This window comes from Faecalicatena sp. (assembly GCF_058819085.1).
This window is the reverse complement of the sequence record NZ_JBZUUL010000027.1, coordinates 69,586-82,809: the sequence shown is the minus strand read 5'-3', so window position 1 is coordinate 82,809 and position 13,224 is coordinate 69,586. Positions and strand designations below refer to the sequence as shown.

Below are 13,224 nucleotides of genomic sequence, written 5' to 3'. Positions count from 1 at the left end.
CTCCTAGTCTGCTGCTAATTCTCTCACTGCCTTTATCGCAAACTCTATCTCTTCTTCTGTATTGAAATGTGAAAAGCTAAACCTCACAGCACCCTGCGCTTCTGTTCCCAATGCCCTATGCATCAGCGGTGCACAGTGTGCTCCCGGCCTGGTGGAAATCCCATAATCCATGAATAATTCGTCACTCACCTCGGAGGAATCGTAATCGCCGATATTGAGCGTCACAATGGGACATCTCATCCCGGTGTCAAAATCTCCGTATACTCTGACCCCGTCAATCTTGGAGACCCCTTCATAAAACTGGCGCATCAAGGAAACTTCTCTCTCCCTGACCGTATCGATCCCAGTCTGCTCCAGATATTTCAGCGCTGCATTCAGACCTGCGATCCCATGTCCGTTCAGGGTTCCGGCCTCCAATGCTGTCGGCATCTCCTGCGGATGCTGCGGATTGTATGTATCGACTCCGCTTCCGCCGCTCAAAAGGGGGCGTACCTTCACATCCTCCCTGACATACAGACCTCCGGTCCCTTGTGGGCCGAGCAGGCCTTTATGTCCGGTAAAACACAGAATATCTATCTGCATCTTTTGGACATCGATCGGAAATACACCTGCTGTCTGTGACGCATCCACAACGAATAAAATCCCGTGAGACTTCGCGATCTTTCCGACTCTGACAAGATCGATCATATTGCCTGTCAGATTGGAAGCATGGGTACAGATGATGGCACGAGTATTCTCCCGAATAGACTTGTCCATCTCTTCATAGGAGATATTCCCTTTAGAATCACACGGCAGGATCGTCAGCTCTACGCCTTTTTCCTGACACTCGAATAATGGGCGCAGCACAGAATTATGCTCTAATACTGTGGTGACCACATGGTCTCCCGGACACAGTATCCCCTTGATCGCTATGTTCAGGCTCTCCGTAGAATTGGCTGTGAATGCAATCTGCTTTGGAGTCTCTGCATGAAAAAGGCGGCTCAGCCGCTCTCTTGTGTCATAGATCACCCTTGATGCACTTAAGGCCGCTTCTGTTGCTCCTCTGCCCGCATTTCCAAGTGACCCCATCGCCTGAACTACAGCCTCTGCCACTCCTTTTGGTTTTTGCATTGTCGTTGCCGCATTATCCATATAAATCATAGCTTTATCCTCCCATTTCCATACAAATCCAGTATACCCTTACATTTCCTGTGAGTCTAATTGAAAACCCGCATAAATGAGGAATGTTATAGACACTTTCTATAACATTCCTCATTTATGCAGACGGGGCTGTACTCAGATATCTGCAGCCTTTGCACAGTGCCCCTTCTGCCTCTTTTCTTTACTTTTCTGGTAACCAAAACGCTTCTCCGAAAACATAAATGTTTCTATGAATAAAATTCCACACTATCCCCGGGGATAGACCTTTTCCACGATACGCAGAAACTTTTCCGACAATCCGGATAATTGAAAGTTCTTATTATAGACCACATTAATATTTCTTTTGCCTTCCTCGCCTGCAAGCGGAAAACATAATACTTTCTCTTCTTTGATCTCATCTGCTGCAGCTAAGCGGGAGATGATGGAAATCCCCACGCCGCGGCTTACGGAACGCTTGATCGTCTCCTGGTTCTCCATACTGGCCACAAGCTTTAGCTCGTCCACATGGATCCCCATCTTTTTTAAGATTTTCTCCGCCTCCTTGCGGGTACCCGAGCCCTCCTCACGCAGTATAAATGACTCGTTCTGGATCCATGCTTTCTCTGCTTCCGGCCCATTCTCCCCATTCTTTATCAGATTTCTGAACTTCTCCGAATTCGGTGTAATTATGACCAGCTCATCCCGGTAAAAAGGAATATACTGACAATACTTCTTTTCCAGAACGGTGCCCGTAAATCCAATGTCCACATTTCCGTTTACTACCTGCTCTACCACCTTTGCACTGTCCGTCTCCATGATCTTGAACTGTTCCCGAGGATACTTTTCACGAAAAGAAGCCAGAATCTGCGGGAGCAGGTACTGGGATGGGACACTGGATGCAGCGATATGGATACAATGGCTTCCCTCCTTACGGGTCTGATCAAAGGCCGTCTCTATCTTCCTCTGAAGCACGATCATCTGTTTGGCATATCCATAAAGCGTCTGTCCGTCCTCTGACAGATGCACTTCTTTCGTATTACGCACAAACAGACGTACCCCCAGTTCCTTTTCTAATGAGGAAATATGGGCACTGACTGTAGGCTGTGTCAAAAACAATGCCTTTGCTGCCTTGGAAAAGCTGCCATCTTCGGAGACAGCTACGAATGCCTCTAACTGTTTCAAATTCATAGATTTGATACCCTCTCACTTTCTCCGCCTGTTTTCCGGGTGATCTTAATGCTGTCCATATATTCCAGGATCGGTTTTGCACTCTTTCTGCTTGTCTGGAACATATCACGGATCTCTGCGATCGTGATCTTTCCATCTGCTTTCAGCTTCTCTATGATCTTCTCCTTCGCCTCATTCATGTAAGTTCCCAGAGTATATACCCCATCGGCCACCTTCACGATCTCTCCACTGTCGGCAAGCAGAAGTATGATATCCTCGACCGCCTGTGCAGGCACATCTCCAAACGGGATATCTGCAAGCTTGACAAAATCAAATTGGGCAGGCTTGATGACACCTAAAAGTTTTCTTCTCACCTTCTCATAAACTTCATCTTTCTTCACTTCATATCCCTTTGGAGCCAGGAATTCCTCATGTCTGGAGATTGCCTCCTGTACCTCCAGGTACTCGATATACTTATCGAAAACATTCGGTTTCACCCGTTTCATGAAGGTACTGTGAACCTCTGCTTTGGGCATTCCATAGCGGTACGGATATTTTTTCACATACTGTGCAAGTGCTGTGCTGATCTTTTCCCGATATGCATGTTCGTCTGCCGTGTGCCAGATATACGTCTCCTTTTTCATCGGGAAGACACAAACGTTCCCCTGGGATGCCAGATTCTCTACCGCTGATTCTATCTCTTCTTTTGATAAGGCCGTCAGCTTTGCAAGCTCGGAAACTGCCGCCATTGTCTCAGCATAATCCTTTGCATGCAGCTCGATGACATCCTCAGCCGTACCCGATTCCTTCTGTTTCAGGCTTTCAAGCACTTCCTTTGAGAAACGTTTCTTCTTTACAGCATTCGGTTCCAGAATCACACCGCCGCCGATGGTCTCCATGGGAGAATAGAAGCGGACTACAAACCTGTCCCCGCGTCTGAACGCCACGTCCTCCTCCATTCTTAGCTGCACGTATCCGCTGTCCCCCGGTCCCAGCTCCTCATCACCTAACAGGACTGCGCGGCAGAGAACTTCGCTCGTTCCGCTGTAGAAATGAAGCCTGGCATTATTAGTCAAAAGTCGTATCGTAGAATCCAGCATGTCCAGCTTCACATCCATGAGTCTGGAGTCAGTCATGCTTCCGGGTGGTGCAAGGACACACCCTCTTTTCAATTCTCTTTTTTTCATATTGGAAATATTGATCGCCACACGCTGTCCGGCGTAGCAGCGCTCCACATCCTGACCATGTACCTGGATATTGCGGATCTTGCATTCCTGTCCGTTGGGGAACATTTCCAGTGTATCATCTTTGGATATGGTTCCACTTACCAGCGTTCCTGTTACTATGGTACCAAAGCCTGAGAGGGAAAAAACTCTGTCCACAGGAAGTCTTGGTATTGTATGGATATCCTTTTCTTCCACCTCTTCTTCAGTCAGCCGCTCTATCGTCTCGACCAGCTCCGGGATTCCCTGCCCTGTCGCAGCAGACACTTTGGCAACCGGAGCATGTTCCAGGAAAGTGCCTTCCAGTTCTTCCTTGATCTCTTCCTCGACCAGCTCCAGCCATTCCTCGTCCACAAGATCACATTTGTTTAAAACAAGGATACTTTTCTGTACTCCCAGCATTTCCAGGATATCCATATGCTCTCTTGTCTGCGGCATGATCCCTTCATCCGCTGCCACGACCAGCAGGACGAGATCCATTCCCACGACTCCGGCAACCATATTATTAATGAACTTTTCATGGCCCGGAACATCGATGATCCCTGCGCGGTTCCCATTCTTTAAATCGAAATAGGTGAACCCCAGGTCGATCGTGATCCCACGGCGCTGTTCTTCCTCCCACCGGTCTGTATTACGCCCGGTCAGAGCCTTGATCAAGGTTGTCTTACCATGGTCGATATGGCCTGCCGTTCCGATAATAATATGCTTCATATCAGTTTCCTTTCTCTTCCAGGACATCCTGTTCCTTTAAGACTTTTACTAAATAGTTCATAGACTGCGGGTCATAGGTCCGCATATCTAATAGAATTTTATCATTGAGCGTCCTTCCGATCACCGGGACCGGAAGATGGCGCAGCCGCGTCTCCAGTTCAGAGGTTGTGATCTCTGTGGGCCTGATCGTCACCGCAGTACTTGGAATCCGCTCAAGAGGCAGCGATCCCCCGCCAATCTGTGATTCACAAGATTCGAGCTCGATCTCCGCCTTTAAGCCGGCCCTTTTTAACATCCTGCGAAATCTTTTTGCATCCTGCTCCACTTCTTCGGCCTTTCTTGTGATCATCCGCAGTGCCGGAATATTCTGGATCGCTTTTTCCTCTGATAAATATTCCCTTAATACTACTTCCAATGCAGAAGCAGTGAATTTATCGATACGCAGTGCGCGGGTCAGCTGATTCTTTTTCATCAGGTCGATATATTTTTTCCTGCCGACTATGATCCCTGCCTGTGGTCCGCCCAGAAGCTTATCCCCGCTGAAACATACTACATCGGCACCATTCCTGATGGAATCCTGAACCGTCGGTTCGTAAGTCAGGCCGTATTTACTCAGATCGATGAGCACACCGCTTCCCAGATCTTCGATGACCGGGATATCATACTTTTCCTTAAGGGAGATCAGTTCTGCGATCGGAACGGTCTCCATAAAACCGACGATACGGTAATTACTTGTGTGTACCTTCATGAAAACCTTGGTATCCTCATTCACTGCCTCTTCATAATCAGAGATATGTGTCTTATTCGTCGTTCCCACTTCCCGAAGGACTGCCCCGCTTTGCTCCATCACATCCGGAATACGGAATTTTCCGCCAACCTCCACGAGCTCTCCTCTGGAGACCACTGCCTCACCGCCCTTTGCCATGGAACTTAAGATCAGCATTACAGCGGCAGCATTATTATTGACGGCCATGGCCGCCTCTGCACCTGTGATCTTACACAGCAGTTCTTCAAAGTGGGAATAGCGCTCCCCTCTTTTCCCTGCCTCCAGGTCATACTCCAGGTTCGAATATCCGCTGGCGATATAGGTAATATGTTCCAGATGCTTCTGTCCCAGAGGGGCACGTCCCAGGTTGGTATGCAGGATAGTGCCTGTCCCATTGATCACGCGGGTCACATTCGGCCTGTACATATCATCCAGCGCCTGTCTTACGCGCTCCAGCAGGGTATCAATCTGCCGGATCGCTTTTTCTTCATCCTCACAGGAGGCGATATAGGACCTCAGCTTTTCCTGTTCTGTGCGTACAGCCTCCAAAACACTGTCATAGCTGTAAGACTCTATCATTTTCTTTGTCACGTCATTCTCCATCAGAACATCCACCTTGGGAATTCTGCGGAACAAGAGGTTCTTATTCATAACCGTCTCCTTTTCCCTTATAAATCTTTCTTAAGCCTGTTACCTGAGCAGGATTAATTTATCCTGCTTCTCAAGAACATGTCCTATGACAGACACCTCTGTATCAAGCTTCTTTTTTTGCAGACTTTCTAATATATCTGCGCAATATTCTCTTGGCACGCTTATCAAAAGACCACCAGAAGTCTGTGGATCATATAACAGATCCAGATAAAATTCTTCTACCTCTCCCGCATCGACCATACTGCCGCTATGCTCCCGGTTTTTGTATGCTCCTGCAGGCACAAGTCCCATCTTTGCATAATCTGCTGCTTCTTTAAGATATGCCACATCACGGACCCTGATCTCCAGCGTCACATCGCTGGCAGATGCCATCTCGGCACAATGTCCTAATAAACCAAATCCTGTGATATCTGTACATGCATTCACAGGAAACTCCTCTACCGCTTCCTTCGCCTTTTTATTCAGGGACGCCATGACCGTGATCGCTTCCGAAGCGGCCTCCTTCGATGCCATCTCAGCTTTTACTGCTGTGTTGACGATGCCGCTGCCGATCTGTTTGGTCAGGATCAGCACATCCCCCGGCTGACAGCCGTAGTTCTTGAAAATCTTATCCGGATGTACAAACCCGGATACACTCAGCCCATACTTTGGCTCATCATCCTGCACGGAATGTCCGCCTACCAGGACAGCCCCCGCTTCTTTTACTTTATCTGCACCGCCTCTTAGAATCTCCCCTAATATCTCCGGGTCCAGACAATTCGGAAATCCAACGATATTCAGAGCTACCTTCGGCTCTCCCCCCATAGCATACACATCACTTAAGGAGTTGGCTGCTGCAATCTGTCCGAATGTATATGGATCATCCACGATCGGTGTAAAAAAATCTACCGTCTGTATCATTGCAATATCATCTGTCACTTTATAAATGGCGGCATCATCGGATGTCTCGATTCCTACGATGAGATTCTCATCTTCAAATTTTGGCAGCTTGCCCAGCACCTGGGCAAGGGTCTCAGGACCTATCTTCGCTGCTCATCCGGCTGTTTTTGCCATCTGGGTAAGGCGTACATCTTTCCCTTTTATCATAACCAGTCTTCTCCTTTTTATCGTTACCGCTTCTACCTTCTTATCTTCTGAGCGTATTTGTTAACCGATGACTCTTTAAAAAATCACCTTTAGCCTATGGACGGATGATCTTCCCGGCCTGATCCATGGTCTCTACAATACTGTACATATTCGTCACGGTTCCCACCAGAAGTTTATCCTTTAAGCCATAGTAATCCAGACAGGTGCCGCAGGTCATGATCTCTACTCCCTGTGCTTCCATTGACTTTAGATCCTCCAGGGAATCTGACCCCTCACAGGTCAGCTTCGCGCCGCCGTTGTAAAAAAGAATCGCCTTTGGCAGCTCATCAAGCTGTGATACTGCAAAAAGAAACCCTTTGATCAGTACGGTGCCGAGCTCATCATTTCCCTCACCCATACGGTCTGACGAGATCACAACGATATTATCTTTTCTTTTATCCGGATGGCATACTACTGCCTCTTCCGCTGCCTGAGCCTCCGGTCTTGGCATAGCACGGTCTGTTCTGATGATCACTTTAAACTCCCTCTCACTTATTCTTTCTGAGGTCACATTCCCCCCTGTACTGGATGCCATCTTTGTTACATTCTGTACTGCGATCTCATTATCTACTAAAACCTCTACTACTTCCGGCCCCTGAACCTCCGAAAGCGCCTTTTTTGTCTTGATCACTGGGATCGGGCAGGCATCCCCCATTGCATTTACTGTAATCATGTTACATTCTCCCTTCTACACTTATAGACATATTCTATCACTGACTTGCCGCCAGGTAAACTACTTTTGTTTAAAATTTCGACCAGATTTTCTGGCTTTACTCCCCGTCAGGCCCAGATCAGGAAAAGTATGTTGAAAAAATCAGGGTTTTATGAGATGATATGTGTAGTTTTCCGCCCGCGGTACGCTTCAGACGGGCAGTTTTCTTAAGAAAGGATTCGAAAAATTATGTGGATAGCAGATAACTGGAAAGATTATGAAGTCATAGATTGTTCTAACGGTGAGAAATTAGAGCGCTGGGGAGATTATCTCCTGATCCGCCCTGATCCGCAGGTCATTTGGGATACACCGAAAACCCACAAAGGCTGGAAGCAGCCGAACGGACACTATCACCGCAGTAAAAAAGGCGGCGGGGAATGGGAATTCTTCGATCTGCCGCATCAATGGCAGATCCATTATGAGAGCCTGACCTTTAACTTAAAGCCTTTTAACTTCAAGCATACCGGACTTTTTCCGGAACAGGCTGTGAACTGGGACTGGTTCTCCAAGAAGATACGCGGTGCCGGCCGCCCCGTCAAGGTTCTGAACCTGTTTGCCTACACGGGAGGAGCCACCTTAGCCGCTGCAGCAGCCGGTGCGCAGGTAACACACGTTGATGCTTCCAAAGGTATGGTCAACTGGGCCAAAGAAAACGCTGCCTCTTCCGGGCTGAAGGATGCACCGATCCGCTGGCTGGTAGATGACTGTGTGAAGTTTGTGGAGCGGGAGATCCGCCGGGGCAATACCTACGATGCCATCATCATGGACCCGCCTTCTTACGGAAGAGGACCAAAAGGAGAGATCTGGAAGATCGAGGATATGATCCATCCATTGATCAAGCTGTGCACCCAGATTCTTTCGAAAGATGCAATTTTCTTTCTTATCAACTCTTATACAACAGGTCTGGCTCCGGCTGTCCTGACTTATATGATCTCAACAGAGTTAAAAGACTGGCATGGAACCGTGGATTCCCAGGAAATCGGCCTTCCTGTAAGTTCCAATGGCCTGGTACTCCCATGTGGTGCATCCGGCCGCTGGTCACGCACGGAATAGGAATTCTATTTGAGCACTGCAAAAAGGACGCAGCTCTATCTATGCGATAGGGCTTACGTCCTCTTTTATTTAGCATATCTGATCCCAAAGCGGATATTTGCGATCTGCTTTGTCATTTCATTATGAAACCGCCTTGATGAGATTAAAAATGTTCTCTGTGGATCTTCTCCTTCGGCAGTTCTTCCAGTCTGTGGGGCGGCAGTTCTTCTGCCGGCATCCCTAGAGATAAGACTGCCTCAAGCTTATAGTTTTCAGGGAAATGCAAAAGTGAACAAAGATACTCCTCCGTAGACTGACCATTTTCTGCCTCCCTCAAACGTCCCTGGATCCAACAGCTTCCCACACCTAGTGCGGATGCCATGAGATGCATATTAGCCAAAGCAATGGAGCAGTCCTCCGTCCATACATCAGTAATATTCGGATCCGCGATCACCACGATCGCACAGTCTGCACCTTCAAGCATCTTCGCCCCTTGAGCCCTGGCCTTTGACATTTTCTCCAGGGTTTCTTTCTCCTGCACCACAATAAAATCCCATGAACGCCTGTTCCTGCTGGATGCCGAAAGCATTCCGGCCTGCAGGATCTTTTCCAGCCTTTCTTCCCCGACCGGCTCCTGTGTATACTTTCTAACACTGCGTCTGTTCTTCATGACCTCAAGTAATTCCATGATCTGCTGCCTCCTTTTCACTGAAAAAATATTATACCTGTATCCGGCTCATGATCTCTCCGATCGGAGCGGAAATATTAAGTTTGGCCCTGACCGCCTTTGCAGTCTGGGATTTGTTGATCACCACAAGGTGTCTGCCCTGAAAGTAGTCAATGAACCCCGCTGCCGGGTATACCACCAGAGATGTGCCGCCGATGATAAGAGTATCGGCTTTCGTAATAGCCTGGACTGCCCCCTGGATGGTTGCAGGATCCAGTCCTTCTTCGTAAAGGACCACATCCGGCTTGATCATACCGCCGCATTCACATCTGGGAATTCCCACAGATTCCTTTACATATTGTGCATCGTAGAACCTGCCGCACTCCATACAGTAATTACGGTGAATACTTCCGTGAAGCTCATAGACCTTTTTACTCCCCGCTGCCTGGTGCAGTCCATCAATATTCTGAGTGATGACAGCCTTAAGCTTTCCGGCCTGTTCCAGTCTGGCCAGCTTTAAGTGGGCCGGATTGGGCCGGGCATCCAGTATCATCATCTTCTCTTTGTAAAAGTCATAGAATACTTCTGGGCAGTGCATGAAAAAGCTATGGCTCACAACCTGTTCCGGCGAGTATTTATATGCCTGATGATAAATACCTTCCGCACTTCTGAAATCCGGGATGTGGCTCTCCGTTGACACTCCTGCACCTCCGAAAAATACGATATTGGTGCTGTCGTCTATGATCCTCTGCAGCTCTTCTACTTCCTTCTCATACATCTTAAGCCCTCCTGACTTGTGTTTCATATTCCGGTCCCAGAAGGAGACCCTTCCTTTGAAAAGAAATACCTCTATAAAGGAATCCCCTGTCTACTCGTCTATAATATTGCCTTTTTCGATATGGTCCTGCACGATCTCCTGCATACATGTCCATATCTCTTTCGATGTCTCTTCGATCTTCTCATTGCGCTTATAGATCTGTGACTTCTTTACGCCATGCTCCTTCCAGCTTATGCCGCCGCTTGCATCATTTAAGAGCAGTGGCTGGAAATTATCCAAAAGATGTGCGTACTTGGCTTCTTTTGTCTCGTATTCTTCGAATTCCTCCCATAATTCACGGAAGTATTCCCCCTGCTCCCTGGGAAGCAGACCAAAAATACGCTCTGCGGCCTCTACTTCCCTGGCACGCTTCGTCTCAGCCCCTTTAGAATCATATGCGTAGGTATCTCCTGCATCGATCTCGACCAGATCGTGGATCAATACCATCACTATCACCTTCGTCACATCCACACCGGGCACATATTCCTTGAGAAGAACTGCCATCAGTGCGATGTGCCAGGAATGCTCGGCATCATTCTCCTTCCTCTGCCCATCTGCCAGATAGGTCTGGCGGTAGATATTCTTTACCTTGTCAATCTCTCTGATAAATTGGAGCTGCTGTTCGATTCTTGTCATCTCGCTACCTCTTTTCTTTCACAGCGGGGCCACCGGCTGCGTCCTGTTCTATTTGCAATTTTACCACATTTTCTTTCTGTTTTCTATGACTTTGCATGAATGACTTTGCATGAATGACTTTGCATGGCTTGCACACTTTGCCGCCGCGAAAGCGGCTATATACCTTATCGCGGTGTGTGCATCCCCCCGGAGGGTTTTTATGATATACGAAATTTCATAGGAATTTCCTATATCATAAAAAACTCCGGATACAGGATCAAATTCTTATCCCGTATCCGGAGTCTTGTGATTATGTATTATGAACTTTATTATAAGTCTACTTTCCCTGTTGTATCGCCATTAATTACATAATACGCAGCAAATTCTTCTGGCTTGAGATAGATCTTTACCTCTTTCATATCACCGACTTTGTTCTTTAATTCCTTTGTCCATACGTCTTTGACTTTTTGAAGAATCTCTTTCTGAGTATACTCTCTGCCGGCAAATTGAAGGAATAACTCGGTGCTGATCTCTGCCTTCCTTGTTGTTCTCTTTGCTGCCGTTGTCTTTGTCGCTGTTGTCTTAGCTGTGGTCTTTTTAGCCGCTGCTCTTTTCGCTGCCGGCTTCTCTTCTTTTGCAGGTTCAGGATCTTTTAAAACTGCCGCTCGTGTCTCGATCGCTTTCGTCGTGTCTTTCTTCGTTTCGATCGCCTTAGCCTTGCCCGCTTTCGTCTCGATGGCTTCTGTTTTCACTTGTACTTTCTTAACAGCTTCCTTTTCAGCCGGCTTTGCCTCATCTACTTTCACGGCTTCTGCCTTTGTTTCTTCTGCCTTTACTACTGGAGACTCTATCGCCTTCTCTGCTGCGGTTACTGTTTTCTTCGTTGTTTTCATTGTTGTTTTCTTTGTTGCCATACTTGCTCCCTCCTGCCAAAACACACTCAAGTATTTAGACTTCAACATAAACATTAATTTTGCTACATGGTGTATTGTACCTCATTTTCTCTAAAACGTCAAAAAAACTTTCTCCGGCCTGCCAGACAGCGGCTGTTTTCCTATTTCTCAGCTTTATAACCACGGAAAAATTTTGAAAGGCTTTCTAACGTTTTCAAAAGAACGGGAATTTCATTTTCATCCAGATTCCGGATCACCGCATCTGTCATCTGCATATGAAAATCTTCATGATGCCGGTATGCCCTGCGCCCCTTCTCCGTCAGACGGATGTAGACGACACGGCGGTCAGTCTCGCTCCGCTCACGGATGATATACTTTTTATTGACCAGACTATTTACAGACGTGGTAAGAGACCCGGCAGTGATGCCGAGTTTCCTGGCTACCACGGACATGGTACTGTCATCTCCAAGTCCAATGGCCTCTATGATATGCATATCATTGTTGCTGATATCCTTATACTCATCCGTTATGATCGCATCCTCCTCCAGTTCCCAGATTTCGTTAAACAGATGTACGAGGATATCATTGATCGTCTCGTGTGCATTCACAGATGCTGTACTCCTTTCCGGATTCCTTTTTCTTGTGTCAGATCACGCTTCGCGCCCAAACAGGGAATCTATTACTTCTTTTACCGTTTCCATATGATCCGCTCTATAGGCTTTCGCACCGCAGAATAATAAAGCGTCGTCTACTTCGCCTCTAGCCGCATGTACCAGACTGTCCGTGATGCAGTACGGGATCTCTGCCGGATTACACTTCGCCAGGCAGCCGTGACATGGGGTATGCCCGATCTTCTCTCCTAGCATAACACGTTTCATAAATGGATTCAAGATTGCACGTCCCGGCATTCCCACAGGGCTCTTCACGATCACGATATCTTCCTTCTTCGCATTCAGATATGCCTCTTTATACCGGATATCAGCATCGCATTCCTTTGTCGTCACGAATCTGCTTGCAATCTGGACACCGTCTGCGCCAAGGGAAAATGCTTTCTGTACATCCTCATGATCGTAGATCCCGCCGGCAAGAATCACCGGTATTTCTGTCTGGTATTCCCGGGCATAAGAATGTACCACCCGGATGATCGCCCTGATCTCATCCGCGTATTTTTCCTGGGTATAGTGATCCAGCTCTTCCTTCTTAAATCCCAGATGGCCTCCTGCCTGCGGACCCTCGATCACGACCAGATCGGCAGTTCTTTGAAACTTCTTCCCCCAGTATTTCAGAATGACCTTGGCAGACTTTTCTGTGGAAACAATGGGGGCGATCTTCGTATCACTGCCTTTTACAAGACCCGGTAATTCTGTCGGGAGTCCGGCGCCGGAAATGATGATGTCAGCTCCCGCCGAAACAGCTGCCTTTACATGCTGTTTATAATCTCTGAGTGCCACCATGATGTTGTATCCGATGATGCCGTCCGCGGAGATGGCCCTTGCTTTCTCCATCTCCTTTTGGATGGCGCGGACATTTGCTTTAGAAGGATGCTTGTCAAAATCAGGCTCCCGAAATCCGATCTGCGCTGTGGAAATGATCCCCACGCCTCCCTTGGCCGCTACACTTCCGGCAAGGTTTCCCAGACTGATGCCTACTCCCATTCCTCCTTGTATCAAAGGAACTTTCGCCGTTTTTTCACCAATTTTAAGTGCATACATAATGCTACCTCTCT

The 13,224-nt window shown here is 47.7% G+C and carries 13 protein-coding genes; 1 reads left to right on the top strand and 12 read right to left on the bottom strand.

Annotated features, from left to right (window positions below):
* Positions 1 to 3: 3 nt before the first annotated feature.
* The 6 genes from AC4OGX_RS14005 to yedF all read right to left on the bottom strand — a co-directional run bounded on the left by AC4OGX_RS14005 (position 4) and on the right by yedF (position 7,435).
* Entirely contained in the window at positions 4 to 1,140 is a 1,137-nt protein-coding gene (locus tag AC4OGX_RS14005) for an aminotransferase class V-fold PLP-dependent enzyme (RefSeq protein ID WP_493331201.1), read from the bottom strand.
* Between the two features lie 246 nt (positions 1,141 to 1,386).
* Entirely contained in the window at positions 1,387 to 2,307 is a 921-nt protein-coding gene (locus AC4OGX_RS14000; RefSeq protein ID WP_493331200.1) for a selenium metabolism-associated LysR family transcriptional regulator, read from the bottom strand.
* Complete coding sequence (gene selB / locus AC4OGX_RS13995; protein ID WP_493331199.1) at positions 2,304 to 4,220, bottom strand: selenocysteine-specific translation elongation factor; 1,917 nt, start codon at positions 4,218 to 4,220, stop codon at positions 2,304 to 2,306. The genes AC4OGX_RS14000 and selB overlap by 4 nt, the downstream gene beginning before the upstream one ends.
* A gap of 1 nt (position 4,221) precedes the next feature.
* Positions 4,222 to 5,637 carry an L-seryl-tRNA(Sec) selenium transferase gene (gene selA / locus AC4OGX_RS13990; protein WP_493331198.1) on the bottom strand — a complete coding sequence of 472 codons (1,416 nt, stop codon included), beginning with the start codon at positions 5,635 to 5,637 and terminating at the stop codon, positions 4,222 to 4,224.
* Between the two features lie 39 nt (positions 5,638 to 5,676).
* The gene (gene selD, locus AC4OGX_RS13985; RefSeq protein ID WP_493331197.1) at positions 5,677 to 6,723 is read right to left on the bottom strand and encodes a selenide, water dikinase SelD; all 1,047 of its coding nucleotides are present in this window, start codon (positions 6,721 to 6,723) and stop codon (positions 5,677 to 5,679) included.
* Between the two features lie 94 nt (positions 6,724 to 6,817).
* Entirely contained in the window at positions 6,818 to 7,435 is a 618-nt protein-coding gene (gene yedF / locus AC4OGX_RS13980) for a sulfurtransferase-like selenium metabolism protein YedF (RefSeq protein WP_493331196.1), read from the bottom strand.
* Positions 7,436 to 7,663: 228 nt separating this feature from the next.
* Between yedF and AC4OGX_RS13975 the strand changes: the two genes are divergently transcribed.
* The gene (locus AC4OGX_RS13975; RefSeq protein ID WP_493331195.1) at positions 7,664 to 8,527 is read left to right on the top strand and encodes a class I SAM-dependent methyltransferase; all 864 of its coding nucleotides are present in this window, start codon (positions 7,664 to 7,666) and stop codon (positions 8,525 to 8,527) included.
* Between the two features lie 142 nt (positions 8,528 to 8,669).
* Here AC4OGX_RS13975 and AC4OGX_RS13970 read toward each other — a convergent pair whose 3' ends face one another.
* The 6 genes from AC4OGX_RS13970 to AC4OGX_RS13945 all read right to left on the bottom strand — a co-directional run bounded on the left by AC4OGX_RS13970 (position 8,670) and on the right by AC4OGX_RS13945 (position 13,210).
* Positions 8,670 to 9,194: a nitroreductase family protein gene (locus tag AC4OGX_RS13970; RefSeq protein WP_493331194.1), complete on the bottom strand. Its 525-nt coding sequence runs from the start codon at positions 9,192 to 9,194 to the stop codon at positions 8,670 to 8,672.
* Between the two features lie 31 nt (positions 9,195 to 9,225).
* Positions 9,226 to 9,951, bottom strand: coding sequence for an NAD-dependent protein deacylase (locus tag AC4OGX_RS13965; protein ID WP_493331308.1), 726 nt, complete (start codon positions 9,949 to 9,951; stop codon positions 9,226 to 9,228).
* A 90-nt stretch (positions 9,952 to 10,041) separates the two neighbouring features.
* On the bottom strand, positions 10,042 to 10,626 hold the full coding sequence (locus AC4OGX_RS13960; RefSeq protein WP_493331193.1) for an HD domain-containing protein: 585 nt from the start codon (positions 10,624 to 10,626) through the stop codon (positions 10,042 to 10,044).
* Positions 10,627 to 10,934: 308 nt separating this feature from the next.
* Positions 10,935 to 11,519, bottom strand: a complete 585-nt coding sequence (locus AC4OGX_RS13955) for a DUF6465 family protein (protein ID WP_493331192.1) — start codon at positions 11,517 to 11,519, stop codon at positions 10,935 to 10,937.
* Between the two features lie 140 nt (positions 11,520 to 11,659).
* Positions 11,660 to 12,106 carry a MarR family winged helix-turn-helix transcriptional regulator gene (locus AC4OGX_RS13950; protein ID WP_493331191.1) on the bottom strand — a complete coding sequence of 149 codons (447 nt, stop codon included), beginning with the start codon at positions 12,104 to 12,106 and terminating at the stop codon, positions 11,660 to 11,662.
* 42 nt (positions 12,107 to 12,148) lie between these two features.
* Positions 12,149 to 13,210, bottom strand: a complete 1,062-nt coding sequence (locus AC4OGX_RS13945) for an NAD(P)H-dependent flavin oxidoreductase (RefSeq protein WP_493331190.1) — start codon at positions 13,208 to 13,210, stop codon at positions 12,149 to 12,151.
* Positions 13,211 to 13,224 lie beyond the last annotated feature (14 nt).